The following is a 24,038-nucleotide window of genomic DNA, read 5'->3' as shown; positions in this document are numbered from 1 at the left end:
CTCCAGGTTGTCCTGGATCTCCTTTTGGCCCTTTTTCTCCAGGTTGTCCAGGATCTCCTTTTGGCCCTTTTTCTCCAGGTTGTCCAGGATCTCCTTTTGGTCCTTTTTCTCCAGGTTGTCCTGGATCTCCTTTTGGCCCTTTTTCTCCAGGTTGTCCTGGATCTCCTTTTGGTCCTTTTTCTCCAGGTTGTCCTGGATCTCCTTTTGGTCCTTTTTCTCCAGGTTGTCCTGGATCTCCTTTCGGTCCTTTTTCTCCAGGTTGTCCTGGATCTCCTTTTGGTCCTTTTTCACCAGGTTGTCCTGGATCTCCTTTTGGCCCTTTTTCTCCAGGTTGTCCAGGATCTCCTTTTGGCCCTTTTTCTCCAGGTTGTCCAGGATCTCCTTTTGGTCCTTTTTCTCCAGGTTGTCCTGGATCTCCTTTTGGCCCTTTTTCTCCAGGTTGTCCTGGATCTCCTTTCGGTCCTTTTTCACCAGGTTGTCCAGGATCTCCTTTTGGTCCTTGCTTTCCATCTGCTCCTTTATCACCTTTAGGTCCTTTTAATGATTCTATGAATTTTTCCTCTGTTAATTCTGTTTCTTTTTTTCCTTTATTTTTATCAAGATTCTTCCAAATATAGTAAGGTGATATTTTCTTTAATTGTGATACATTGACTGCATCTGTATCATCTGTACCTTCTGCAACAAATTTTAATTGTCTTTTAGTAGTACTATTACCAATTGAAACTGCATTTGTTACTGGTGTACTACCATCTCCAATAACTATAGCGTTATTAACATTATCTATTGTTATATTACTACCTAAAACAATATTGTTGTTTACATTAGTTCCTTCTTTACCTATCTTATTATTTAAACCAAATGATATATTTTCATTTCCATATACCTTATTTTTATTACCATGTACTTGATTTGAATCACCATATACTTCATTTTCATTACCTATTGAGTAAGTTCCATCTCCTTTTGAAAATGACTTATCTCCTAATGTAAAGGAATTATCTCCCAATGTTGTTGTATCAGCACCTATAGTATAGCTGTCTTTGCTTTCCTTTTTATGCAAATCTAATAATTCTTTTTCTTTTTTACCTCTTTCATCTATTATTTTCTTTATTTCTTCTAATATCTTAATCTTTTCATTTGTATCGTTTTCTTTATCCATTTTTTTTCTTAAATCTGCTTCTTTTACTTCTAATTCTTTCTTTTCTTTTTCTAATTTTTTTATTTTTTCTATATCTTCTTCTGTTAATTCTTTATCACCAACTATTGAATTATTCCCTATTACAAATCCACCTCTTGAGTAGCTATCTTTACCTATAACCTTATTCGTTCCACTTGATATACCGTTAAAACTTCCCGTAATCATAAACAAAATTATTAGCGCCCTATTTACTGTAATCTTCTTTTTCAAACTAGACTTGACATATTTTTCAATATTTTTCATTTTTTACCCCCTATTTTTTTAAACACATATTTATCGAATCTAGTAGTATCCTACCCTCCCCCCGCAAGGTTTTGTCAAGTATTTTTGCAAAAAAAAATGACCATTTTGGTCATTTTCCTCTCTATATCACACAACTTGTGCAAGTGTGGTCTTCACTTCCTTCCAATATATCCTGTCTTATTCTCACATAATATATTGATGGACACTTCTTACTAAATGATCTAATATATGCCTTATTTAAATCTCTTGTTGTTGCCTTATCTGTCATGAATAGAGTTAATGAAATTGCTTGGTCAACATGTTTTGCTGCAGCTGCTGCTACATCTATTATCCATTCTGATCCTATTTCATACGCCCCTTTTTCATAGTACTTATAGTTCTTATCATCTATCATATATGCAGGCACATATACTCTTCCTAACTTACCTTCTTTTCTAACCTCTATTGGTGATACAACTGGTTGTAAGCTTGGAGTACATGATGACACATAACTAATTGACCCTGTTGGTGCAACTGCTAATAGATGGGCATTAGCAAGTCCAGATTCCTTAATATCTTTTGCTAATTTTATCCAATCTTCTTTTGTTGGAAGTTTTAACATATATTTTTTTAATAAGTTCTTTACTTTTTCACTACTTATTGTAAATTCATGTTCTGTATACTTTTTGAAATATTCTCCTGTGGCATATTCACTATCCTCAAATCCTTCAAATACTCCTACACTTTTTGCCAGCTTATTTGACGCCTTAAACGCATAATATGCTAGAGCATAGAAGAAAGCATCAGTAAAGTCTACTGCATCATTTGATGCATAATATATTTCGTTTGTTGCTAAAAAACCATGTAAATTCATTGCACCTAGTCCAACAGCATGATTTTTTTCATTACCCTTACGTATACTTGGTGCACAGTCTATATCCGTTAATCTTGAAACACTATCAAGACTTACAATACAAGTGTCTATTATCTTCTCCATATCGCAAGCATTTTCCATCATCTTCGCAATGTTAATAGATCCTAAGTTACAGCAAACATCTTCTCCAATATTTTCAAAACTCAAATCTTGTTTAAAGGTACTAATCGTATTAACTTGTGCTATTTCAGAACACAAATTAGACATTACTATTCTTCCTTTTTTCTTTTGAGGATTTCTCATATTTACTGTGTCATCGAATAATATATATGGATATCCTGATTCAAAATGCAATTCTGCTATCGTTTGGAATAGCTTTCTTGCACTAATATATGTCTTTTTGATTCTATCATCTTTTAGTAGGTTATAGTACTCCTTAGTTATACTAATATCACTCATAGGTACTCCATACACTCTTTGTATGTCATATGGTGAAAAAAGTGCCATGTCTTCATTGTTTTTTGCTAAGGTAAATGTAATGTCTGGTATAACTAAACCTAGGGCTAGTGATTTAATTCTAATCTTTTCATCTGCATTTTCTCTTTTAGTATCAAGGAAAGTCATAACTTCTGGATGGTGTACATTAAGATATACAGCACCTGCTCCTTGACGTTGACCTAATTGATTAGCATATGAGAAGCTATCTTCTAATAACTTCATAACTGGCACTATACCTGTGCATTGATTTTGTATTTTCTTAATAGGAGCTCCAAATTCTCTTAAATTTGTTAAACATAACGCAACTCCACCACCACGTTTTGATAATTGAAGGCTTGTTGATATTGCCCTTGAGATTGACTCCATATTATCTTCAACTCTTACTAGATAACATGATACATACTCACCACGTTTTTTCTTACCTGCATTTAAAAATGTAGGTGTTGCTGGTTGGAATATTCCTTTTAGCATTGCATCTAATATATCATATGCACTTTTAATGTTACCTTTTGCTAATAGTAGGGCGTTCATAGATACTCTATCAGTATATTCTTCAAGATAATATTTACCATCAAAGCTTTTTAAACAGTATGAGTTATAGAACTTATACGCACCCATAAAGTTTAGAAATTTAAAGTTATACTCCTTAGCTTTTTTGAATAGGTCTATTACATCTTTTCTATCATACTTATCTAATACTTCTTCATCATAATAGTCATTCTCTATTAAATACCCTATTTTTTCTTCTATGCTAGAAAACTTTTTTGTATTAGGTTCTACGTGTTCTTTAAAATACATATCAACTGCCTGTTTATCAGCATAAAAATTATGCGTATTATCTTGATTTTGTATCTTTGTAACTGCATTTAATGATATATACTCTTGTGACAAATCTTTCATTACTTCATCCCTTCTAATATTTTCTTTACTTCTTCTACATCCTTTGTAGTTCCTAAAAGCTCAAATTGGTATAGCAAAGGTACATTTATCTTCTTTGAGATTATGGGTCCTGCTATACAATATGTATCTCCAAAGTTTGTATTACCCGAAGCTATTACACCACGGCACAACTTCCTATTATTCTCATCATTTAAAAAATGTATAACTTGTTTTGGTACAGCTCCTCTAGTATCACCATTACCTCCACTGTATGTTGGAACTATTAAAATATATTCTTCATCTACAGTTATACTTTCTTTTATCTTAATCGGTATTCTAATTCCATCTACTCCCAATTTATCTACAAATCTTTTTGTATTATTTGATATTGAAGAAAAAAATACTACTCTCATTTAAAACTCCCAATCCTCATCTTCTGTTTCTTCTGTTACACCCATAACATATGATGAACCATTACCTGAGAAGAAATCATGATTTTCATCTGCTCTTGCAGATAATTGTGCAAATACTTCTGGCTTTATTTGTGTTTCTTCTTCAGTAAAAGGAGAATCATATCCTAAATTTTGCAAGAATTTTCCAGCATTATACACACTAAATTTAATTGCATCTTCTGCTAGAGAAAAGCCTTCATACAACTCATTTAAGTAATCTTTTTCTAAGTCTATTAATTTATACAATAAATTAAATACAAACTCTTTCATTTCTTTTTGCTTTTCAACAGATAATTTCTTTACCTTTTGTTGGTATTTGTATCCACTGTAGTAATTATGTATTACCTTATCACGTAGTATTAGACGTATAATATCTGATGTATTAGGTAATTTTGCACGTGATGCTAAGTAGAAAGGTAAATAGAATCCTCCGTATAGCAAGAAACCTGGCATAAGTGCTGCTGCTACCTTTGATTTTAAAGGATCGTCTCCTGTGTAATATGGTATTAATATTTCTGCTCTTTTTTGTAAGCTTTTGGTATGTATGACCCACTCATGTGCTTCCTCTATTTGTTCACTTGTACATAGTGTTGAAAATATTGTTCCATATGATCTTGCATGTACAGCAACCATAAATGCAAAGTTAGTGTATATTACTTGTTCATGATCTGTAAGTGAATTTTTAACTTGGGCAACATCACCTATTGTTGCTTGAATTGTATCTAATAGTGTTAATCCTGTAAATGTTCTTGTTATTAACCTTTGCCAATTTTCATCCAATGTATTCCATGATGGTAAATCATTTGATACTGGTATTTTTTCTGGCAACCAAAAGTTTTGAACTACTCTATTCCAAACTTCTAAGTCTTTTTCATCATCTATTTTATTCCAGTTAACCGATCTCATCGGCTTATTCACACCTTTTGAAAATTCTAAAGGTGAAACTGACTCTTCAAAATATTTTGACATAGTTTTCTCCTTTTTTGTATATTATACTTTACTATACCACAAAATATATGAAACGTCAATTTGATTTTACACAATATATTGTTGTGTATTATCTATTAGATATGCCCCTATAGGTGCTGTGAAAAGTATGGCAATAGCTGAAATTGTAAGCACAAGACTTCCACAATTAAGACCCATAGCTAAAGGTACTCCACCTATAGCTGCTTGAACTGTAGCTTTTGGTATGTATGCTAACATACAAAATACTCTTTCTTTTGTATTTAGATTTGTTCTTAATACACAAATATATACTGCCAACATTCTGAACATTAGTATTAATAATATTAGTAATATTCCTAGTATGAAGTTTTCTTTTAAATACTCTACCTTTATACTTACTCCAACTAGGACGAAAAGTAAGATTTCAAATACTTTCCATAAGTTCATATATGAAGTATTTAGCTTTTGACATATGTCCTTACTTCTATTTATTGTCATACCCATAACCATTAAACTAAGTAAAACAGCTATTGGTAAAAAATCTTGTATTTTAATAGCTAAAAATGATATTGATATTAGGGTAATTGTCATGCTAACACTACTCATCTCTATTTTTTTGTATATGTACAACATTATCTTACCTAAAATTATACCAAACACTATACCTAGAACTATTGATATTGGAAGTTTAACAAATTCCATATATGATAGAGTATTTTTGGATAATAGGGTTAAAAAGCTTGTGAAAAATACAATAACATACACATCATCAACACTAGCACCTGCTAAAATCATTTCTGGTATTCCCTTTTTAATACCCACCTTATTCTCTATCATTCTTATCATACGTGGTGAAACAACTGCTGGACTAACTGCTGCTAAAACTGAACCTAATAATGCACCTTCTAGATGTGAAATTTTAAATATCATAGGTGCTATTATACTGCAAGCTATCATCTCAAATGTTGCTGGTAAAAAGCATAAAAGCATTGCAGGTCTACCTACTTTTTTTAAATTATCTAAATTAAGTGAAAGACCTGATCTAGTAAGTATTACTATTAATGCAATTTGTCTTAAATCGCTGGATATATTAAATATTTTAGGATGCATAAACTTAGATATACATATACCTACTATTATCATACCAATAAGGCCTGGAATCTTAAATTTTTCTAATATTTTTGAAAAAACTAATCCTAATAAAAGGATTATTGCTAAACTTTGTAACATATTTACCTCCAAAAAAAAATGATTTCTAGCACTAAAAAAATCTTAGTGTAGAAGTCATTAGCATAAAGCAGTTTTGATATTTAATCATGGAGAACTTCATCTCCAATTTTATTATATACCTTTTTAAAAAAAATAGCTAGCCCAAAGGCTAGCATAATTTAATTTTAATTTCCATTTGTTAAGTTAAATTTGTTTAATACGTAGAATATTAAGCTAATAATTACAGCTACAACACTTGCTAATACCATTCCTTTTAATTGGATACTGAAGAAGTTAACTTCTAGTCCACTTAATCCTGCGATAAATATTACTGAAGTTAATATTAGATTTTGTGTCTTTGAATAGTCTACTTTTTGGTCAACTAATAGTCTAATACCTGATGCACCTATCATTCCGTAAAGTAGGAATGTTACTCCACCTATAACATCACCTGGTATAGTTTGGATTAACATATTAAGTGGTCCTATGAACGCCATACATATTGATATTATTGCAGCTCCTGCTATTACGTATACTGAATATACTTTAGTTACTGCCATTACCCCTATATTTTCTCCGTATGTTGTTGTTGGAACTCCACCAACTAATCCTGATAACATAGTAGAAAAGTTATCTGCAAATATACTTCTGTGTAATCCTGGATCTTCTAGTAGATTTGTTCCTATTATATTACTTGTTACTACTTGGTGACTAACATGTTCTGATGTTATTACCAACAACACTGGTAGCATTGTTAATGATGCACTTAGTGAGAATGAAGGTAATTGGAATGCTGGCATTGTGAATAGTTTTGCTTGTACTACTGGTGTGAAATCTATCATACCAAAGTACATTGCAGCAATATATCCTACTATTATTGAAATTAATATAGGTATAGTAGCGAAAAATTTTCTAAATATTACTGAACCTATTATTGCTGTTCCTAAAGTAATTAGAAATACTATAGCATCTGCTCTTGTTGCAGTATCTGTTAAGATGTTAGCTCCTATCTTTCCACCTCTGATAGTTACTCCTGCTAATTCAAACCCTATTAGTGATACAACAGCCCCCATAGATGCTGGTGGCAATACTATATCTATCCAGTTAGTTTTAAACTTGTAAATTAATAGAGCAAGAATACACCCTAAAAATCCAGTTGTTGCAAATGCTCCTGTTGCATAAGAAAATCCCATGTTTTGTATAATTAGTGTTCCAACACCTATAAACGCAAAACTTGACCCTAAATATGCTGGTGCTTTAGCTTTTGTTATTAGAATGAATAATAGGGTACCTATACCATTCATTAATAAGACTATACCTGGATTTACATTAAATAATATAGGTACTAAAACTGATGCTCCAAACATTGCAAATGTATGTTGTAAACTAAGTGGTAATAATAGTGCTGCTGGCACTTTATCCCTAACTCCAATAATTCCTTTAACCACGATTATCCTCCTTTATTTTAAAAAAAAAGAAATAACAAAATTGCTACTTCTCAATGGTTAATTCCTGTAAAGTGTAAAGAATTCTAATAAGTTTTTATTTCTTTTCTTTTTTATCATTCCTAACACCTCCAACACTTCTTCAGATACTATACTACATTTTTTGGAAAATGTAAAGTTTTTTTTTGAATTTTTAATATAAAAATGCTATTTTCTATGATTTATATATTCCATCATAAAAGATAACATCATTATTTATTTGATTTATTTTTCAATTTTTACTTTTACATCCAAATTCTTTTAAAAATTTAATTTTATTATCTTCTGTCCAGTAAATTAATGACATCCCATCAAATTCACTAACTACATTATCATAAACACACTTAAATTTCCACTCTACAACAGTTTGATCTCCCTTATGAAAAAATTGTAATATGTCCCATAGAATAACTTCACCTTTCATATTCCATTCATTAAACCATTGTTTTACACTTTTACAATCTTTATACTTTGGTCCCCAACTTTCAATATATATTACATTATTTGTAAAAATATCTTCTATACCTAAATCTTCTCGTTTAAGCCACATTGAAAACCACAAATAAATTATTTTTTCTCTTTTTTCCATAATATTTCCCTTATTAAATCACATATTATTTTAATAGCTATTTTCATATTCCTTTATTATTCTAACTATTTCCTTTTCTTTAGGTGGCAACATGTCCATTACATATGTTGAAGGTTTGTACCAAGATTTTTTAGAAAAATATTCCTTGTATTTAACGTCAGTAAAAATATATCCTCTTCTTGCATAGAAGGTATTACGTATTATTCCAAGTTCATCTTTATTAAAATTATTTAAATAATCATAGTTCCCCTTATTTATCACTTCGTCATATACTGTATCTGCTGTTGTTAGATCATCATCTGTATAGTCTGTAGATTCTGTTGTAGATTCTGTTGTAGATTCTGTATTTTGACTTGTATCTTCTGTACTATTTTGTGTATTTTCTGAGTAATTTTGTGTTTGTTCATATGTTTGTGTTTCCATATCCTTACCCTTTAAATCACTAAAAATATTTGTTGCAAAAGGAAAAAATGATATTAAGACTGCGTATTCTATAATACTGATTATGCTAAATATTCCACTAATTATTTGGGAGATAATAAAGATAATAGCCTTTGTATTTTCGCCACTATCAGCTATAATTTTGTATTTTACTATATCTATAGTATTATCTATAGGTATATATCCATAAATCATAAGTAGTGCTTTTGAGTATTCATCTGCTGGAACTAGTCCGTTTAAAAGCAATCTTCTTGTATATGCCTTATTATACCAAAAACCTAAATATATTCTGTATAAAAAAATACCAATGTACATTAAAGCATATATCACAATACTACCACTAAAGGCCATTAAAACACATATTACAAATACAAGTATTTCTGATAGAAGCACTTCCAAGAACCCTATAATATCAAGTCTAAATAGTGGAACTAGCAACCCAAAATATACTGTAATATAACTAAATCCTACAGCAGAATTCTTAATTTTTGTTTCACTTTTTAAAATTATTCTCTTTGCCATACATAATACTCCCGTTTTTTCCTTTATTATATACCCAAAAAATTTTAAGTTCAATTTTTTATTACATTTTTTTTTGTATTATGATAATATATGTAAAAGCAAAGGAGTGAAAAAATTTATGAGTATATTAATTAAAAATATTTCCTATCTTGATATAGAGAATGAAAAGATAGTAGATAATATAGATATACTAATTGAAGGCAATGTATTTAAAAAAATCGGAACAAATTTAAATATATGTGCTGATAAAATAATAGACGGAAATAATATGCTAGCAACACCTGGATTTATTAATTCTCATACTCACCTTGGAATGAGCTACTTTAGAAATTATGCAGATGATTTAAGTTTAATGGACTGGCTTCAGACTAAAATTTGGCCAATTGAAGATAAATTAAATGATGACGATATTTACTGGTCATCTGTATTATCTTTAATTGAAAATATTAAAAGTGGTGTTACAACAGTTTGTGATATGTATTGTTCAATGGAAAAAGTTGCAGATGCAACTATACTACTAGGAATACGTGGTGTTTTAACAAGAGGTCTAACAGATTTTGATGGTAAAGGCAAACAAAAGCTATTAGAACTTGATGAATTGTATAATAAATACAACAATGCAGGTAATGGTAGAATTAAAATAGTTCCTGGTCCTCATGCAATATATACTTGTAGTACAGAATACTTAAAAGAAATATCAAAATTAGCAAAAGAAAAATATGATAATATAATTAACATACATTTATCAGAAACTATTACCGAAATAGAAGATTCAAAAAAACAACATAACCTTACTCCTATTGAATATATATCATCTATAGGTCTATTAGAAAACCATGTAATAGCAGCTCACTGTGTACATATTACTGATAAAGAGATAGAGCTAATAAAAGGAAAAGACTTCTATCCTGTGTATAATCCAAGCTCAAATTTAAAACTTGCAAGTGGATTTACACCTATTGATAAACTTTTAAAGAATAAGATAACTGTAGGTATAGGAACAGATGGTGATTCTTCAAATAATAATCAGGATATCCTAGAAGAAATTCATATAGGTGGAATAGTTAATAAGGCTATTGAAATGAATGAAAAAGTTGTCCCAGCAATAGAAATGCTTAAAATGGCAACAATTAATGGTGCTACTTCATTAGGACTTAAAAATCTTGGGGTAATAAAGGAAGGATTTTTAGCAGACTTAAATATATTTAATTTAGATTCTAATTCTTTTACACCAAGAAACAACCTTATCTCAGCATTAGTATATTCAGCTAAAGCATCTGATATACAAACTGTTATCTGTAACGGTAAAATAGTAATGGAAGATCAAAAAATTCTAAGTATTAATGAAAAAGATGTACGAAGTATTATACAAAACAGATGGGAAGAAATACAAAAAAGATAAACCGAAATGCAGCTGTGCTGCATTTTTTCATTATACGAAATATTAAATTTAAATATTTTTGCTTATCCCTTTAATTTCTTAATTGTTACAAGAATATTTTTTTAATTTGTAAAATATACTTGAAATTTGTTATTGTAAATAATACTATACAATTAAGGAGGCAAAATGATTAAGGTTACTAATTTAAAAAAACAATTGCCAGAATTCTGTATTGACTTAAATTTTACTATACAAAAATCATGTATATTTGGAATAGTTGGTAGGTCTGGTAGTGGTAAAACAACCACTTTAAAAATGCTACAAGGTCTTTTAAAGTATGATAGTGGCAATATACAACTAAATGGAAGTAGTAATTTAATATTCCAAGATTTTAATTTGTTAAATAATTTAAATGTATTTGACAATGTTAATCTGGCCCTTAAATTAAAGGGTATAAAAGAAAAAGATACTGTAGTTGAAATTTTAAGTTTCGTAGGTTTAAAAGATTTTATGAATAAGTTTCCTAGTCAATTATCTGGTGGACAAAAACAAAGAGTCTGTATAGCAAGAGCCTTAGTTACAAGACCAGATATCATATTTTGTGATGAACCTACTGCATCACTAGATACAAAAACAAGTTTTGAAATTATACGCCTTTTCAAAAAAATACGAGAAGAGTACAAAACTACCATAGTTATTGTAAGTCATGATCTTGATGTTATCAAATACCTTTGTGACAAGGTTATGATAATGAAAGATGGTAAGGGGTTGATAAAAGATGGACTATGAATTAATACAAGCACTGCGTGAAACACTTATCATGATTACCATACCCACTGTAATATCAATATTATTTGGTATTCCAATAGGGGCTTGTATCTATTTAAAAAATAGATTCAGTATATTTTGTAATATATTCGTAAATACAATAAGAAGTATACCATACTTACTATTTGTAATACTCCTAATACCATTTACAAGATTAATATTCTCAACAGCATTTGGTGTTTTACCTGCAACTTTACCATTATGTTTTGTAGGTATTGCTACTTTTTCAAGATTTGTAGAACAATCATTTTGTGATGTAAATACAGGTGTAATTGAATTAGCAAAATCTATGAAAGTTTCAAATTATCAATTAGTTAGATACTTTTTAATAGTTGAATCAAGACAAAGCTTAGTCCTAGGATTAACATCAAGCATGATAAGTATAATCTCATATTCAACTGTAATGGGTATTGTTGGTGGAGGTGGTATAGGTGACTATGCTATTCGCTATGGATACTATGAATTCAATATGCAAGTTGTATACAAAGCTATTCTTTGTATAGTAATTTTAGTATTCACTATACAAATATTAGGTAAAAAAATATCAGAGATACTAGATAAGAAAGGAATAGATAAATGAAGAAAATTTTAACAGTATGTTTTAGTATGTTTTTAACAGTATTATCATTCTCAAATGATAAATTAATTAGAATTGCAGCTTCAGTATATCCAATGGAGAAAATTGTAAGAATTGCTGCAAAAGACTTAGAAAAAAAGGGATACAAAGTAGAAGTTAGAGTTTTAACTGACTACAAAACAGCAAATATTGGATTAAACGCTGGAGACTTAGATGCCAACTTTCATCAACATGAACCTTTTATGAATTTTTTCAATAAAAAAGCTAATGCACATTTAGTGAAAGTAAGAGCAATATATGATGTGTATGTTGGATTTTACTCAAAGAAACATAAATCAATTAACCAATTACCTAAAGGTAGTACAATAGCTATACCTAATGATCCAACTAATCAATCTCGTGCACTTTTAATACTACAAAAAGCTGGATTAATTAGACTAAACAAACATAATGGATTAGCTTCAGTAAATGATGTTATATGGACAAAAAATTCATACAAATTTATGCAAATACCTATACCATCATTAGTACAAGCATACCAAGAAGCAGATCTTGTATTTAACTGGCCTTCACATATGAGAAAAATAGGGGTTAGTGTAAAAGATGCATTATTAAAAGAAAAAGATGGTAATAATACATATGCAATAATACTAGCTTCAAGAAGCGATAACAAGAACTCTAAGAAAATTAAGGACCTTGAAAAAGCAATGACAAGTAAAAGTGTTAAAGATTTTCTAAGAAAAGAGTATAAGGAAGAAGGATATCCTGTATTCTAGATGTATATAAAAAAAGGCTACTTGTTCAGTAGCCTTTTTTCACCATTTTTCCTTTTTTTCTCAATTATGATAAATAATTTATAAAAATACTATCCATGATTATATGCACTATAATCAAAATCAAATCCTATTATGTGCAATACATTTTTATAATCTATAGACTTTATACATATAAGTCTATATTTTGTTGAATTAAACCTTATTGATATAACTTTATCATCTGACGATAAATCCAGTCCATTTGGTTTGAAATTCAACTGATTATAAAGTATTGTTTCTAAACCTTTTGCTTTATTTAATAAATTAAAACTTTCTGTAGTATAATTTGATATTTCTATTATCTTTTCCATCAAATTATCATAAGCTATTAATTTGTTCCTTTTATCATTAAAAAATTTAAAATTATATTTTTTATTTCTTGTTATATATTTAAAATCAAATATATAGTACTCTTGTTTGTAATTGTTTCTTAACTTTTTATTGGCATTAATAAACTTTAGACTATTCGACATAATTTTCCTTGAAATATTTTTTTATCTTATCTATTGTTATAACTTCATTTCTTTTTGTTTCTAACCAAGGAGATTCTTGATGTGTCATATTTCTTAATCCCCATGCTGAATATCTTCCAAATATATTATATACTTGAATCAAAACTTGTTCTGTATCATTATCAACTGAAATATTTTCAAAATATTCATCTATTCCATTAGAACCATTATGTTTAAATTCATCATATACTACTTTTACAACAGGTCCATGTGACCATGCTAATATTTCATCGCTGAACAATAACTTATCTTTTAATGCTAACATTGACCCTTGTGCATAGTATAACAACTTTTGTAGCTTTAAATTAGTTATATTGTCAGTATCTTCATTGTCTATATCCCTTAATTTTAAATTATAATTTATAAACCATTTAGCAATATCTAATGCTTTATACATTTATACTCCTCCCTAAAATAATAACTATAATTATTTATCCCTATATTACAATAATTTTAACTTATTTTTTTTTGAAAGTCAATTTTTTTAACTACTAATTACACATAAGTAAAAATGCACTCCCATGAGAGTGCAAAATAATACATTTTTAAAAATTTATTATCCTAGTGCTTTAACTTTTAGAGATAATCTAGACTTGTATCTTGAAGCAGTATTTTTCTTTAATACTCCTTTAGTAACTGATTTATCTAATTCTTTGAAAGCTAATGATAAAGTTGATTTTGCTTCTTCAACATTCTTAGCTTCAACAGCTACAAGAACTTTTTTAACGAAAGTCTTAACTCTGCTTTTTATTGCTTGATTTCTAAGTCTATTTCTTTCTCCTAAAACAACTCTTTTTTTAGATGATTTAGTATGTGCCATTTTTCCTCCTTCATTAATTCAATAGTACCTTACAATATTAACATTTTTTATACAAAAAATCAAGTGTTTAATATTCCACAATTTTACTATATAATATTTTACCTTCTTTGTCTATTCTAACTTCATATTGTTTACCATTTTGCATGGTAACAAAGTGGAAAATATCATTTTTTACATAAAATCCTACATCCTTATTATCCACTTTTTTTTGATATTTTTGTTCTAAATATTCCTTATTCGTAGCATAAAGCTTCTTTCTAAGCCTTATACCATCTACTTGTGTACAAGATAAAACAAAGAACAATGAAAGTATAATTATTTTCTTCATTTTAATAACCTCTTTGTAACTTCTATTATTTCCTCTAACTTCTTATCTGTTTTAAAGCCTGATGCTAATATATGTCCACCACCATTAAATTTAGAAGCTATCATATTTACATCTGGTCCTTTAGATCTAAAGCTACCCTTAATTGTGTTATCACTTTCTTCTTGTAAGAATAATGATACATCAACATCGTCTATAGTCAACATATATTCTGATACACCATCTGTATCATCCTTTGTATATTCACTATCCTTAGGTAAGAAGAAGTACATGAATTTTAAACTTTCATCGTATACACCATTTACTATACTCTTTGAAAAAAGACTAGCCTTCTTTCTTGTTTTAGAGAATAGTACTTGATATATTTTATTCATATTTATACCAGATTCAGCTAATTTTGAAGCAACTAAAAATGTTTTATCTGTAACATTGTTATGCTTAAAATTACCAGTATCATTTATTATACCTAAATACATATATGTTGCTATCTTTTTATCTAGAGTAATATTAAATACATCTAAAAATCTATAGATTAACTCTGATGCTGATGAAATATCTACAACGTAATTTATATCAAAATATTTTTTGTTACTTATATGATGATCTATGGCTATAGTTTTTTTAGCCTTACTTATACTTTCAGTGTCTATAGCAACCCTTTCAATATTAGCAACATCTAAAGAGATTAATAAGTCTATTTCATCATTTACTTTATCATATATTTTAGGTAAATATTCTAGTTTTTCTAAATACTTTGGCAATTCATCATTTATACAAACCTTTACTTGCTTAGTTGCATCCATTTTTTCTATCATATATTTAAACGCTACACAAGCACCTATACAATCTCCATCTGGTCTAACATGACCAACCAATACAATCTTATTAGCCTTTAATATTTCTTCCTTTATTTTTTCTAACATTCCATACACCTCATATATATTTAAATACATCTTGTATCATTACTATTATAGTCAAAGTTATTAAGAATAAAAAGCCTATAACATATATCTTTTCTTCTAATTTTTTATCTATTTTAACACCCACCATTTTTATTAATGTTAAATAGATTCTACTTCCATCAAGCCCTGGTATGGGTAGTAGGTTTATTATCCCAAGATTTATTGAGATGATAATAAGTAAAAAGGCACTTCCTTTAAATATTCCTAGAGCCTTTGTAGTGCTTACAACAGCACTATGTATACCAATAGGACCTGATAAGTCTTTTAATCCTGTTATATGTAAAAATGCTTCTACCATCTTGTATATCACACCTGTTAAGGAAACAAATGCTTTTACTACATCAAACTTACTAAAGTATAGTATTAATATATACGCTAAAAGAAAATTCATAAATATTCCTGCAAGCATTATTACAATTTGACGTGGTTTACTAGTATTTTCTAAGCTTTCTTCATCTAATTTTACATAACCACCTAGTGGTAATAGTCTTATAGAGAATTTATTATACCCAAATATTTTAGGCCCCATACCTATTGAAAATTCTAGAACCTTAGTCTTAAAAAATACTGCTGTTAAAAAATGCCCTAATTCATGCACCACTATCACTATGCTTATTATCACTATCGTTAAAACTACTAACATTTAATTCCTTTCACAATCAAGCTATTTCTTGTGTATACAGCATTTGCATATACATCATTAATATTTGCAATTAACGCTATTTCGTCATCAACTATGCAAATTAATTTTTCAGTATCCTCTGTATTAATATGCTCTATTTTACTAGTATCTTCAAAATATATGTCTGTATATCCAGAAATTACTACCTTATTCTTAGCCTCCATAACCATATCTTTTATCTTTTCCTTTATATTCTCAAGACCTTCAATATTGAATACTTTTTCATATTTTTCTTTGTTGTACATTTTATCTAAGTCTTGACCTATAGTTTCTAGGATATAGCTATATTCCCTTTTTAGTCTTTTTACTAAGTCTTGGGGATATATGGGGTTATAGTTTTTCTTGTCTGTTTGTGTTGGTATTAGGTATATTATATTCTTTTTAAGTAAACTTTCTAGACCCATATACACTGTACTTCTAGGTTGATTCATAGCCTTTGATAACTGTGTACCATTTTGACCTTGTTTTTCTAATAACTCTATATATATTAAGGCTTCTATTTCACTAAAACCTATACACATTAATTTTTCTTTTACACTCATATTTTTCTCTTTATCCATTCCTTACTAACATATCTTCTTATACAAGGATATAGCTTTATCAAATCATCAATTCTTGCAACTATATACACATAGTATACTGATAAGTGAAATACATTAATTGATATATATGTTAAAGGTATTCCGACTATCCACATTATCAATAGTTCAACTACCATACAGAACATTACATCTCCACCTGCACGTAATATACCAGATAAGTACAACATACTGTATGAATAGAATACCATGCTTATTGATTGTGAATACACTAATTTTCTAGTAATACTATACATATTGCTATCCAAATTCATAAATCTTAATACTATAGGTGAGAATATATTCAATGCAATTACAACTATTACAGTAAAGATGGTATATAGCTTAAGACAATCATTAGCATATCTATACACTTTTTCTCTATCACTTTTACCTATTTCATTACCAATAATTATTGAACTTGCATTTGATAGACCTATGAATAATGTGAATAAAAGTCCATTTATCCCTATTACTATCTGTATTCCAGAAAAAGCTTCCGTCCCAAGACTACCAAACATCATTACTTTCATCGCATCAGCTATTACCCATAAAAGTTCATGTACAAAAGTTAGAACAGATATGGCTAAAAGTTTTTTTGTAAATTCTATGTCTATATCCTTAAACTCTCTAACTTTAGGTAGTATAGGTATTCTTTTTATGATAAGGATAATGTATAGATATATTGTAGTTACAATTCTTGCTATTAATGTTGCAATAGCTGCCCCTTGTACACCATATCTTGGTATCAGTATCATATTTAAAACTACGTTTATAACAAGGGCTGACATTGAAGAATACAGCGAATACTTTGGCTTATTAATCGCTCTTAATTGCATTGCAAATGAAAAACCTATGGAAAATAGAGGGAAAGTATATATTGAATACTTTAAATATTGTTTTGCATATTCAATAACCATACTATCTTTTGTATAAAATGTTATTACATTTTCTGGGCTATGATTTATTAGTATAAAAAAAGGAAGTGACATTAATAGTCCTAGTCCTATTGTTAATGTCATTATTTTCCTAAGATTCTTATAGTTTTTAACTCCATAATACTGTGCTGCTAGTACATTAGCACCACTTAGTAAACCATAAACACTGCAAGTGAATATGAAAAATACTTGATTTGCTATTCCTAGTGCACTAATAGCTGATGTCCCTATCTTACCTATCATAAATATATCAACAAAATTTATTAAACTAAATATCATATTTTCAAATGCTATGGGTAGTGCCATTATTAGGATTCTTTTATATATCTTTTTCATGCTAATCCCTTTCATTATTTAACTCAATAAATATTAAAAGATGGTCTGATATATATTTTCTTACTTGTTCATAATTAGACTTTGTAAAATTATACACACCATATCTTTTAGTAAATGCTTTTAAATTTTTTAAATTTAGGAATATGTTGTCATAAGAATTAGCTAAACCTTTTTTAGATAAAGTCGTTTTATCTTCAATTGGATTTAATATATTTACCAGATTAAAATCCTTCTTTAGAATAGAAAAAGCCTTATCATTAGCTGGTAAATTAAAATCTCCTAGTATTATTATATCATCCTGATGTGTTTTATTAAAAAAATACTTATACACTTTTTTGTATTGGCTTGCCTCATAGGCCCTTTGTTTTTCATTTTTACCAAATACTGAATGAACTGGTATTAACACCATATCTAACTTATTAGATTTAATGTAAAAGCCTGATGGTTCTCTTATGAAGTCATCATCTTTGTCTATATAGCTTCCTAAATCTTTAATAATATCTACACTATCTTTTCTATAAATTACTGCATAATGTTCTTTATACTTCTTAGTTCCAACAGCTTTTGTCATTACATAATCATAATTATTAAGCCTTTGTTTCAACTCTTCTAAACCTTTATTATTCATAACCTCTTCTAGGGCTATAATATCGAATTTTGAGATTATCTTGCAAAATGCATCATAATCTTTTTTTGATTCTCCTAATCTTTCTGCATTAAATGATGCTAGAGTTATATTCTTAGAAAATGATATTAATTGTATGAATAATATTAAGGCTATTAATATTTTCTTCATAATCTCCTTTTTAAAAAAGACCTCATAGAGATCTTTTATTATTAATTTGCTCTTTCTATATATTCTCCTGTACGAGTATCTATTTTAATTTTATCTCCTATTTTACAGAATAATGGAACTTGTAATTGGTAACCTGTATTTATTGTTGCAGGTTTAGTTGCTCTACCTATAGTATCTCCCTTTAAACCTGGTTCAGTATAAGTTATTTCTCTTATAACTGTATTAGGTAATTCAACACCTACTGGAGTTCCTTCATACATTAATACTTGTATTATCATTTCTTCTACTAAATAGTTTACAGCATCTCCTAAATCTTCTTCACGCATACTTATTTGTTCAAAAGTTTCTTGATTCATAAAATTGTATTCATGGTCCATTGCGTATAGGAATTGCATTTGATATCTATCTAGCATAATATCATCCATAATATCTGTAGTTAATACTATTATTTCTTGAGTCTTACCACTAATTAAATCTCTTATTTTAAATTTCATTTCAGCAGCTCTTTGTCTTTTACCTGATGTTGATTGATGTCTTTCTGCTTTTAAAATTATGTATGGAACACCATCCTTTCTATATGTGCTTCCTTGTCTTAATTCCATTGCTGGTTTCATATTTTCCTCCTAAAATTATTAATTTATTTCATATGTTGCTGTAACAGTTACAGAAACATTTTTATCGTTTATAACTAATCTTTCTTGCTTTATTTTAACTATTGAGCCTAAGCCTTTAGAATTTTCTTTAGCTAGGTTATATGCCTTATTCTTTGCATCTTTTGAAGCTTTTTCTATTAGAGAATTTGCATTAATTTCTCCATATTTTACATCTATATCTGACAATGATATGTCTGGATATTGTGCACTGAACTTATTAACATCTTCTCTAATCTTCTTTATATCATCTAAATTTTTAGATGTAAATGTATATACAGATGTTAGATCATATCCTATTACAGTCTTATCATCTTTTTTTGTAATAGGTGTTAAGTCTACCTTATCTTTTGTGTACTTATACTGTATATTATTAGAAATCTTATCTTCCTTATCGTACATTGCTTCATATACACTATCTATTTCTTTTGATGTAGTATCCAATGTCATTGTAAAACTATACTCATCTATGGGTCTTTCCATAGTAGCTGTACCTTTGACTATAACTACCTCACTTTTTTTGTTTATTCTATCTATTGCATTAGAAAATATCGCAACTGATATTATTGCACCCAAAGCTAATATTATTGCAATAACTATATCATACATTTTTTTCATATCTACACATCCTTAATATGATCCATAATAATTTTGATATTCTTCACCTATGGTAGTCGAGTCTCCATGCCCAGGATAAACTATGATATCACTATCTAATTTTAATAATCTATTTAAACTATCACGCATCTTGTAGCTATCTCCTGTTGGAAAGTCCACTCTTCCATAAGCCATTTTAAATAAGGTATCACCTGTAAATATTATTTTATCTGATTCAATATAGTAACAAACACTACCAGATGTATGACCTGGTGTATGTAAGACTGTAATATCATCAAATATCACATCATTATCATTTAATTCTACTATTTTAGCATCCTTATTTATCATATACTCTGTACCATTAAATATTCTAGCTAATGAAATACTTGGGTCATATAGCTTTTCCTTATCTTCTTTTCCTATGTAGATAGGAACATCAAAGTTATCTAATAGCTCATTAATACTCAAAATATGGTCAAAATGTCCATGTGTTACAAGTATAGCCAAAAGATTTAACTTATTTTCTTTGATATAACTAACAACTTCACTAATATTATCCCCTCCAGGATCTATTAATAAGCAATCTTGTTTTTTTGATAATAAGTAGATGTTTTCATCTAGCACCGTACTTATGAATCTTTTAATTTCCATAAAAAATCCTTCCTTACTTCATATATACATCTAATTTATTATATGGTATTTCAATATTATTTTCATCAAAAACTTTCTTTATATTTTCTAAAATATAGTATCGGGCTTCTTGGTATTTACCTTTTTTTACATATACTTTAATGTCAAAGTCTATTGATGAAGAATTTAAATCCACTACTCCTATTATAGGCTCACTTATAGTATAATCAAATAATTTTTCTTTTTCCCTATTAATTATAGATAATATCAGATTTTTTACTTTTTGTATATCACTTTCGTATGAAACACCAACTTTTAAGTCTAATCTTCGTATATTATTAATATCAATATTCTTTATTTCATTATTTATCAAATTCCCATTAGGTATTATCAAATACTCATTTTGTAGAGTTAAAATGGTTGTATAGAATATTTCAATTTTTTTAATTGTCCCTATATTTGAATTATAGCTTATTAAATCTCCAACTTTAAATGGCTTAAATGTTAGTAAAATAACACCACCACAAATATTACTTATTGTTTCCTTAAATGCAAACCCTAAAACTAGTCCTAATGCACCTACTAAGGCAAAGATGCTACTTAAATTTATACCCACTAACTGTAATATTATTGTTAATAACACTAACTTTATTACTATATTACTAAGTGAATTAAAAAATGTTCTAACAGCTTTTTCTTTTAAAATCTTGCTATTTACCTTACATAATATTTTATGAAATATACTAGCTATTTGATTAAAAAATATTAATAGTAATATTGCTAATATAACATTAAAAAAATGTAACTTTACATATTTCAATAAATTATCTAAAGATAATAGATTGTATACCTCTTTCATGAATATCTCCTTATACATTAAATCTAAAGAACATTACATCTCCATCTTTAACTATATATTCTTTACCTTCTAATCTCATTGCTGCATTTGTCTTAGCACCATTCCATCCTGAATATTCAATAAATTTATCAAAGTCTACTACTTCTGCTCTAATAAATCCTCTTTGTATATCTGTATGTATTTCACCTGCTGCATTTTGTGCATTTGTTCCTTGCTTTATAGTCCATGCACGTACTTCTTTTTCTCCTGCTGTAAAGAATGTAATTAATCCAAGTAGTTCATAACCCTTAGAAATTAGTCTATTTAAACTAGGTTCTTTTATTCCTAATGATTCTATAAATTCTTTTCTTAATTCTTCATCTTCAATTTCAATTAATTCTGACTCAACTTTTGCAGAAAATACTACTGCTTCACTCATATTTTCCTTTGCATACTCTTTAACTATCTTTACATACTTATTCTTATCAGGATCTGCTAAGTCATCTTCTGAAACATTTAGAGCATACATCATTTGCTTTATTGTTAAAAATTGATATTGTTTAATTAATTCTAATTCATCTTCATCTAAATCTAAACTTTTTAGTAACTTTCCTTTTTCTAGGTGTTCTTTACACTTAATTAGTGTATCTACTAAAAATTTAATATCTTTATTCCCACCTCTTAACATCTTTTGATTCTTAGTTAAATTTCTTTCAACTGTTTCAAGGTCTGAGAATATTAATTCATAGTTAATAATTTCTATGTCTCTTATAGGGTCTATACTACCCTCCACATGTATTATATCATTATTTTCAAAACATCTAACAACTTGACATATTGCTTGAGTATTACGTATATTACTTAAAAATTGATTTCCAAGTCCTTCACCCTTAGATGCTCCTTTTACTAACCCTGCTATATCAACAAATTCTACTGTCGCATTAACAACTGATTTAGGATTAATTAAATCTACTAATTTTTGTATTCTTTCATCTGGAACTGCTACTGTACCTACATTTGGTTCTATAGTTGCAAACGGATAATTTGCTGCCAGTGCGTTTTGTGTTTTTGTTATTGCATTAAATAATGTTGATTTACCTACATTAGGTAATCCTACTATTCCTATTGCTATCATTTATTTACTCCTCTTAATATATCTGCCATTTTCTTTTTTTCGTTATATGTCAAACTTTTAACTTTAAACATATCGTATATAGGGATTAAACCTATTCCGTAAAAATCATATACATTCCCTACACACTTTGAAATATCTATTACTAACTTTTCATTTTTTGTATTTGTATAGTATTTGTATAAGTAGTTAAAGACTTCTTCACCTATACATACTATATATTTAGGTTTAACTAAGTATATTTCTTGTAATAGATATATCATGCTCTCTTTTCTTTCACTTTCTTCCACCAAATTTAATGGTTCATACTTAACTAAGTATGTAAAATAGCAATTATTTAAGTCTATTTTTACAAAATTAAATATATTACTTAAAACCTTAAAGTTCTCACTTCCAACAAGTTGCTTTTCAAAAGGATGGTCAAATACTACCAATATATCTGCATCCTTATTACCTTCTCCAAAGTATGGAGTATTTTTAGCATATATTTTTATTCCTGTTTCTAATTCTTCCCACATAATACCTACTTTTTAAAATCAAATAGCTTAGTCGCTACTTGTCCTGTTATATTAATTTTAATTCTTTTATCAATTTTTTCTTCAAGTGTCTTATACGCTATATTCGGTGTATTATTCTCTTCGCTAAGATGTAGCAAAAAAATTTCCTTTAATCTGTTATTTGATATATTTTCTAAAAAAGTTGATGCTTCATCATTTGAAATATGACCAACATTACTTTTTACTCTATTTTTTAAATCCCATGAATACCTACCATTTAAAAGCATTCCTAAATCATAGTTACTTTCAAATGCAATATAGTCACTATCCATACAATTTTGTCTTACAATATTTGTAATCTTCCCTATATCTGTAACATATGATAGTTTTTCATTTTGATAATTAAATGTATAGCCCAAATTATGTTTTGAATCATGCATAACATCAAAATTTTCAACTAATACATTATCTAAAAAAACTTTTCTATCTTCTAGTACTACTATATTATCAGTATTAACATTACCTAATTTTCTTTGTATTTGTCTTAGTGACTCTTTATGAATGTATATAGGTATATTTTGTCTTCTTGATAGAGTACTAACAGACTTCATATGGTCGCCATGATCATGGGTGATAAAGATAGCATCTATATCCTCTAAATTTTGGTCTATAGTCGAAAGCTTTTCACGTATTTTTTTTACGCTATATCCTACATCAACTAAAATTTTCTTGCCACCTATTTCAATATAGCTACAATTACCTTTACTTCCACTACCTAATACTGCTAATTTCAATTTTATTAAATTCCTTTTCTATTGTGTTTAT

Annotated in this window: 28 protein-coding genes, 1 pseudogene and 1 riboswitch; of the genes and pseudogenes, 4 read left to right on the top strand and 25 right to left on the bottom strand. The window is 28.4% G+C overall.

Going from position 1 to position 24,038, the window contains the following annotated elements; genetic code table 11:
- From IMK15_RS06720 to IMK15_RS03290, 9 genes and pseudogenes are all read right to left on the bottom strand, one after another.
- The coding region (locus IMK15_RS06720) for a magnesium transporter MgtE N-terminal domain-containing protein (RefSeq protein ID WP_226869194.1) at positions 1 to 510 on the bottom strand (510 nt) is incomplete at its 3' end.
- Between the two features lie 142 nt (positions 511 to 652).
- Positions 653 to 1,159: pseudogene (locus tag IMK15_RS06715) on the bottom strand (hypothetical protein); the annotation flags it as partial.
- A gap of 403 nt (positions 1,160 to 1,562) precedes the next feature.
- Complete coding sequence (gene nrdE, locus IMK15_RS03320; protein ID WP_192941883.1) at positions 1,563 to 3,692, bottom strand: class 1b ribonucleoside-diphosphate reductase subunit alpha; 2,130 nt, start codon at positions 3,690 to 3,692, stop codon at positions 1,563 to 1,565.
- The gene (gene nrdI, locus IMK15_RS03315) at positions 3,692 to 4,084 is read right to left on the bottom strand and encodes a class Ib ribonucleoside-diphosphate reductase assembly flavoprotein NrdI (RefSeq protein WP_046328974.1); all 393 of its coding nucleotides are present in this window, start codon (positions 4,082 to 4,084) and stop codon (positions 3,692 to 3,694) included. The genes nrdE and nrdI overlap by 1 nt, the downstream gene beginning before the upstream one ends.
- On the bottom strand, positions 4,085 to 5,092 hold the full coding sequence (nrdF, locus tag IMK15_RS03310; RefSeq protein ID WP_192941882.1) for a class 1b ribonucleoside-diphosphate reductase subunit beta: 1,008 nt from the start codon (positions 5,090 to 5,092) through the stop codon (positions 4,085 to 4,087).
- Between the two features lie 66 nt (positions 5,093 to 5,158).
- Positions 5,159 to 6,301, bottom strand: a complete 1,143-nt coding sequence (locus IMK15_RS03305; protein ID WP_192941881.1) for a cation:proton antiporter — start codon at positions 6,299 to 6,301, stop codon at positions 5,159 to 5,161.
- A gap of 41 nt (positions 6,302 to 6,342) precedes the next feature.
- A riboswitch (Fluoride riboswitch) is annotated at positions 6,343 to 6,414 on the bottom strand.
- Between the two features lie 51 nt (positions 6,415 to 6,465).
- A complete protein-coding gene (gene uraA, locus IMK15_RS03300) occupies positions 6,466 to 7,728 on the bottom strand; it encodes a uracil permease (RefSeq protein WP_237223916.1) in 1,263 nt (420 codons plus the stop codon).
- Between the two features lie 268 nt (positions 7,729 to 7,996).
- Complete coding sequence (locus tag IMK15_RS03295; RefSeq protein ID WP_192941880.1) at positions 7,997 to 8,353, bottom strand: nuclear transport factor 2 family protein; 357 nt, start codon at positions 8,351 to 8,353, stop codon at positions 7,997 to 7,999.
- 30 nt (positions 8,354 to 8,383) lie between these two features.
- Complete coding sequence (locus IMK15_RS03290) at positions 8,384 to 9,316, bottom strand: YARHG domain-containing protein (RefSeq protein ID WP_192941879.1); 933 nt, start codon at positions 9,314 to 9,316, stop codon at positions 8,384 to 8,386.
- Positions 9,317 to 9,434: 118 nt separating this feature from the next.
- Between IMK15_RS03290 and IMK15_RS03285 the strand changes: the two genes are divergently transcribed.
- The 4 genes from IMK15_RS03285 (at position 9,435) to IMK15_RS03270 (ending at position 12,878) form a co-directional block, all read left to right on the top strand.
- Entirely contained in the window at positions 9,435 to 10,718 is a 1,284-nt protein-coding gene (locus IMK15_RS03285; RefSeq protein ID WP_192941878.1) for an amidohydrolase, read from the top strand.
- 165 nt (positions 10,719 to 10,883) lie between these two features.
- The gene (locus tag IMK15_RS03280; RefSeq protein WP_192941877.1) at positions 10,884 to 11,486 is read left to right on the top strand and encodes an ABC transporter ATP-binding protein; all 603 of its coding nucleotides are present in this window, start codon (positions 10,884 to 10,886) and stop codon (positions 11,484 to 11,486) included.
- Positions 11,476 to 12,105 carry an ABC transporter permease subunit gene (locus IMK15_RS03275; RefSeq protein WP_192941876.1) on the top strand — a complete coding sequence of 210 codons (630 nt, stop codon included), beginning with the start codon at positions 11,476 to 11,478 and terminating at the stop codon, positions 12,103 to 12,105. Before IMK15_RS03280 ends, IMK15_RS03275 begins: the two co-directional genes overlap by 11 nt.
- Positions 12,102 to 12,878: a MetQ/NlpA family ABC transporter substrate-binding protein gene (locus IMK15_RS03270; protein ID WP_046328982.1), complete on the top strand. Its 777-nt coding sequence runs from the start codon at positions 12,102 to 12,104 to the stop codon at positions 12,876 to 12,878. The genes IMK15_RS03275 and IMK15_RS03270 overlap by 4 nt, the downstream gene beginning before the upstream one ends.
- An 89-nt stretch (positions 12,879 to 12,967) precedes the next feature.
- On the opposite strand, the gene IMK15_RS03265 is transcribed toward IMK15_RS03270, so the two are convergent.
- From IMK15_RS03265 to IMK15_RS03190, 16 genes are all read right to left on the bottom strand, one after another.
- Positions 12,968 to 13,390: a hypothetical protein gene (locus tag IMK15_RS03265; RefSeq protein WP_192941875.1), complete on the bottom strand. Its 423-nt coding sequence runs from the start codon at positions 13,388 to 13,390 to the stop codon at positions 12,968 to 12,970.
- On the bottom strand, positions 13,380 to 13,826 hold the full coding sequence (locus IMK15_RS03260; RefSeq protein WP_192941874.1) for a Panacea domain-containing protein: 447 nt from the start codon (positions 13,824 to 13,826) through the stop codon (positions 13,380 to 13,382). Before IMK15_RS03260 ends, IMK15_RS03265 begins: the two co-directional genes overlap by 11 nt.
- Positions 13,827 to 13,985: 159 nt before the next feature.
- The gene (rpsT, locus tag IMK15_RS03255; protein WP_046328983.1) at positions 13,986 to 14,249 is read right to left on the bottom strand and encodes a 30S ribosomal protein S20; all 264 of its coding nucleotides are present in this window, start codon (positions 14,247 to 14,249) and stop codon (positions 13,986 to 13,988) included.
- 67 nt (positions 14,250 to 14,316) lie between these two features.
- Positions 14,317 to 14,577 carry a hypothetical protein gene (locus IMK15_RS03250; RefSeq protein ID WP_192941873.1) on the bottom strand — a complete coding sequence of 87 codons (261 nt, stop codon included), beginning with the start codon at positions 14,575 to 14,577 and terminating at the stop codon, positions 14,317 to 14,319.
- Positions 14,574 to 15,497 (bottom strand): DHH family phosphoesterase, encoded by a 924-nt coding sequence (locus IMK15_RS03245; RefSeq protein ID WP_192941872.1) that lies wholly within the window; start codon positions 15,495 to 15,497, stop codon positions 14,574 to 14,576. Before IMK15_RS03245 ends, IMK15_RS03250 begins: the two co-directional genes overlap by 4 nt.
- Before the next feature lie 10 nt (positions 15,498 to 15,507).
- On the bottom strand, positions 15,508 to 16,179 hold the full coding sequence (locus tag IMK15_RS03240) for a site-2 protease family protein (RefSeq protein ID WP_046328986.1): 672 nt from the start codon (positions 16,177 to 16,179) through the stop codon (positions 15,508 to 15,510).
- Complete coding sequence (locus IMK15_RS03235; RefSeq protein WP_192941871.1) at positions 16,173 to 16,760, bottom strand: TrmB family transcriptional regulator; 588 nt, start codon at positions 16,758 to 16,760, stop codon at positions 16,173 to 16,175. The genes IMK15_RS03240 and IMK15_RS03235 overlap by 7 nt, the downstream gene beginning before the upstream one ends.
- Positions 16,757 to 18,070 carry an MATE family efflux transporter gene (locus IMK15_RS03230; RefSeq protein WP_192941870.1) on the bottom strand — a complete coding sequence of 438 codons (1,314 nt, stop codon included), beginning with the start codon at positions 18,068 to 18,070 and terminating at the stop codon, positions 16,757 to 16,759. The genes IMK15_RS03235 and IMK15_RS03230 overlap by 4 nt, the downstream gene beginning before the upstream one ends.
- A 1-nt stretch (position 18,071) precedes the next feature.
- Positions 18,072 to 18,866 (bottom strand): endonuclease/exonuclease/phosphatase family protein, encoded by a 795-nt coding sequence (locus tag IMK15_RS03225; protein ID WP_192941869.1) that lies wholly within the window; start codon positions 18,864 to 18,866, stop codon positions 18,072 to 18,074.
- Positions 18,867 to 18,907: 41 nt separating this feature from the next.
- Positions 18,908 to 19,480 carry an elongation factor P gene (efp, locus tag IMK15_RS03220; RefSeq protein ID WP_046328990.1) on the bottom strand — a complete coding sequence of 191 codons (573 nt, stop codon included), beginning with the start codon at positions 19,478 to 19,480 and terminating at the stop codon, positions 18,908 to 18,910.
- An 18-nt stretch (positions 19,481 to 19,498) separates the two neighbouring features.
- The gene (locus tag IMK15_RS03215) at positions 19,499 to 20,134 is read right to left on the bottom strand and encodes an SIMPL domain-containing protein (RefSeq protein WP_192941868.1); all 636 of its coding nucleotides are present in this window, start codon (positions 20,132 to 20,134) and stop codon (positions 19,499 to 19,501) included.
- 12 nt (positions 20,135 to 20,146) lie between these two features.
- Complete coding sequence (locus tag IMK15_RS03210; RefSeq protein ID WP_192941867.1) at positions 20,147 to 20,767, bottom strand: MBL fold metallo-hydrolase; 621 nt, start codon at positions 20,765 to 20,767, stop codon at positions 20,147 to 20,149.
- A gap of 13 nt (positions 20,768 to 20,780) precedes the next feature.
- Positions 20,781 to 21,605: a mechanosensitive ion channel family protein gene (locus IMK15_RS03205; RefSeq protein ID WP_192941866.1), complete on the bottom strand. Its 825-nt coding sequence runs from the start codon at positions 21,603 to 21,605 to the stop codon at positions 20,781 to 20,783.
- A 10-nt stretch (positions 21,606 to 21,615) separates the two neighbouring features.
- Positions 21,616 to 22,719 carry a redox-regulated ATPase YchF gene (ychF, locus tag IMK15_RS03200; RefSeq protein ID WP_046328994.1) on the bottom strand — a complete coding sequence of 368 codons (1,104 nt, stop codon included), beginning with the start codon at positions 22,717 to 22,719 and terminating at the stop codon, positions 21,616 to 21,618.
- The gene (locus IMK15_RS03195) at positions 22,716 to 23,234 is read right to left on the bottom strand and encodes a uracil-DNA glycosylase family protein (RefSeq protein ID WP_046328995.1); all 519 of its coding nucleotides are present in this window, start codon (positions 23,232 to 23,234) and stop codon (positions 22,716 to 22,718) included. Before IMK15_RS03195 ends, ychF begins: the two co-directional genes overlap by 4 nt.
- A 5-nt stretch (positions 23,235 to 23,239) precedes the next feature.
- Positions 23,240 to 24,007, bottom strand: coding sequence for an MBL fold metallo-hydrolase (locus IMK15_RS03190; RefSeq protein ID WP_192941865.1), 768 nt, complete (start codon positions 24,005 to 24,007; stop codon positions 23,240 to 23,242).
- Between the last annotated feature and the right edge of the window lie 31 nt (positions 24,008 to 24,038).

The organism is Sneathia sp. DSM 16631 (assembly GCF_014892235.1).
GTDB classification, from domain to species: domain Bacteria; phylum Fusobacteriota; class Fusobacteriia; order Fusobacteriales; family Leptotrichiaceae; genus Sneathia; species Sneathia vaginalis.
Note: the sequence above shows the minus strand (reverse complement) of the source record. Positions and strands in the feature narration are given on the sequence as shown.

What these genes read in the sequence shown, in the direction of transcription:
- nrdE (WP_192941883.1), bottom strand. Translation starts at nt 3,692, where the DNA reads ATGAAAGATTTGTCACAAGAGTATATATCATTAAATGCAGTTACAAAG.
- nrdI (WP_046328974.1), bottom strand. Translation starts at nt 4,084, where the DNA reads ATGAGAGTAGTATTTTTTTCTTCAATATCAAATAATACAAAAAGATTT.
- nrdF (WP_192941882.1), bottom strand. Translation starts at nt 5,092, where the DNA reads ATGTCAAAATATTTTGAAGAGTCAGTTTCACCTTTAGAATTTTCAAAA.
- IMK15_RS03305 (WP_192941881.1), bottom strand. Translation starts at nt 6,301, where the DNA reads ATGTTACAAAGTTTAGCAATAATCCTTTTATTAGGATTAGTTTTTTCA.
- IMK15_RS03295 (WP_192941880.1), bottom strand. Translation starts at nt 8,353, where the DNA reads ATGGAAAAAAGAGAAAAAATAATTTATTTGTGGTTTTCAATGTGGCTT.
- IMK15_RS03290 (WP_192941879.1), bottom strand. Translation starts at nt 9,316, where the DNA reads ATGGCAAAGAGAATAATTTTAAAAAGTGAAACAAAAATTAAGAATTCT.
- IMK15_RS03285 (WP_192941878.1), top strand. Translation starts at nt 9,435, where the DNA reads ATGAGTATATTAATTAAAAATATTTCCTATCTTGATATAGAGAATGAA.
- IMK15_RS03280 (WP_192941877.1), top strand. Translation starts at nt 10,884, where the DNA reads ATGATTAAGGTTACTAATTTAAAAAAACAATTGCCAGAATTCTGTATT.
- IMK15_RS03275 (WP_192941876.1), top strand. Translation starts at nt 11,476, where the DNA reads ATGGACTATGAATTAATACAAGCACTGCGTGAAACACTTATCATGATT.
- IMK15_RS03270 (WP_046328982.1), top strand. Translation starts at nt 12,102, where the DNA reads ATGAAGAAAATTTTAACAGTATGTTTTAGTATGTTTTTAACAGTATTA.
- IMK15_RS03265 (WP_192941875.1), bottom strand. Translation starts at nt 13,390, where the DNA reads ATGTCGAATAGTCTAAAGTTTATTAATGCCAATAAAAAGTTAAGAAAC.
- IMK15_RS03260 (WP_192941874.1), bottom strand. Translation starts at nt 13,826, where the DNA reads ATGTATAAAGCATTAGATATTGCTAAATGGTTTATAAATTATAATTTA.
- rpsT (WP_046328983.1), bottom strand. Translation starts at nt 14,249, where the DNA reads ATGGCACATACTAAATCATCTAAAAAAAGAGTTGTTTTAGGAGAAAGA.
- IMK15_RS03250 (WP_192941873.1), bottom strand. Translation starts at nt 14,577, where the DNA reads ATGAAGAAAATAATTATACTTTCATTGTTCTTTGTTTTATCTTGTACA.
- IMK15_RS03245 (WP_192941872.1), bottom strand. Translation starts at nt 15,497, where the DNA reads ATGTTAGAAAAAATAAAGGAAGAAATATTAAAGGCTAATAAGATTGTA.
- IMK15_RS03240 (WP_046328986.1), bottom strand. Translation starts at nt 16,179, where the DNA reads ATGTTAGTAGTTTTAACGATAGTGATAATAAGCATAGTGATAGTGGTG.
- IMK15_RS03235 (WP_192941871.1), bottom strand. Translation starts at nt 16,760, where the DNA reads ATGAGTGTAAAAGAAAAATTAATGTGTATAGGTTTTAGTGAAATAGAA.
- IMK15_RS03230 (WP_192941870.1), bottom strand. Translation starts at nt 18,070, where the DNA reads ATGAAAAAGATATATAAAAGAATCCTAATAATGGCACTACCCATAGCA.
- IMK15_RS03225 (WP_192941869.1), bottom strand. Translation starts at nt 18,866, where the DNA reads ATGAAGAAAATATTAATAGCCTTAATATTATTCATACAATTAATATCA.
- efp (WP_046328990.1), bottom strand. Translation starts at nt 19,480, where the DNA reads ATGAAACCAGCAATGGAATTAAGACAAGGAAGCACATATAGAAAGGAT.
- IMK15_RS03215 (WP_192941868.1), bottom strand. Translation starts at nt 20,134, where the DNA reads ATGAAAAAAATGTATGATATAGTTATTGCAATAATATTAGCTTTGGGT.
- IMK15_RS03210 (WP_192941867.1), bottom strand. Translation starts at nt 20,767, where the DNA reads ATGGAAATTAAAAGATTCATAAGTACGGTGCTAGATGAAAACATCTAC.
- IMK15_RS03205 (WP_192941866.1), bottom strand. Translation starts at nt 21,605, where the DNA reads ATGAAAGAGGTATACAATCTATTATCTTTAGATAATTTATTGAAATAT.
- ychF (WP_046328994.1), bottom strand. Translation starts at nt 22,719, where the DNA reads ATGATAGCAATAGGAATAGTAGGATTACCTAATGTAGGTAAATCAACA.
- IMK15_RS03195 (WP_046328995.1), bottom strand. Translation starts at nt 23,234, where the DNA reads ATGTGGGAAGAATTAGAAACAGGAATAAAAATATATGCTAAAAATACT.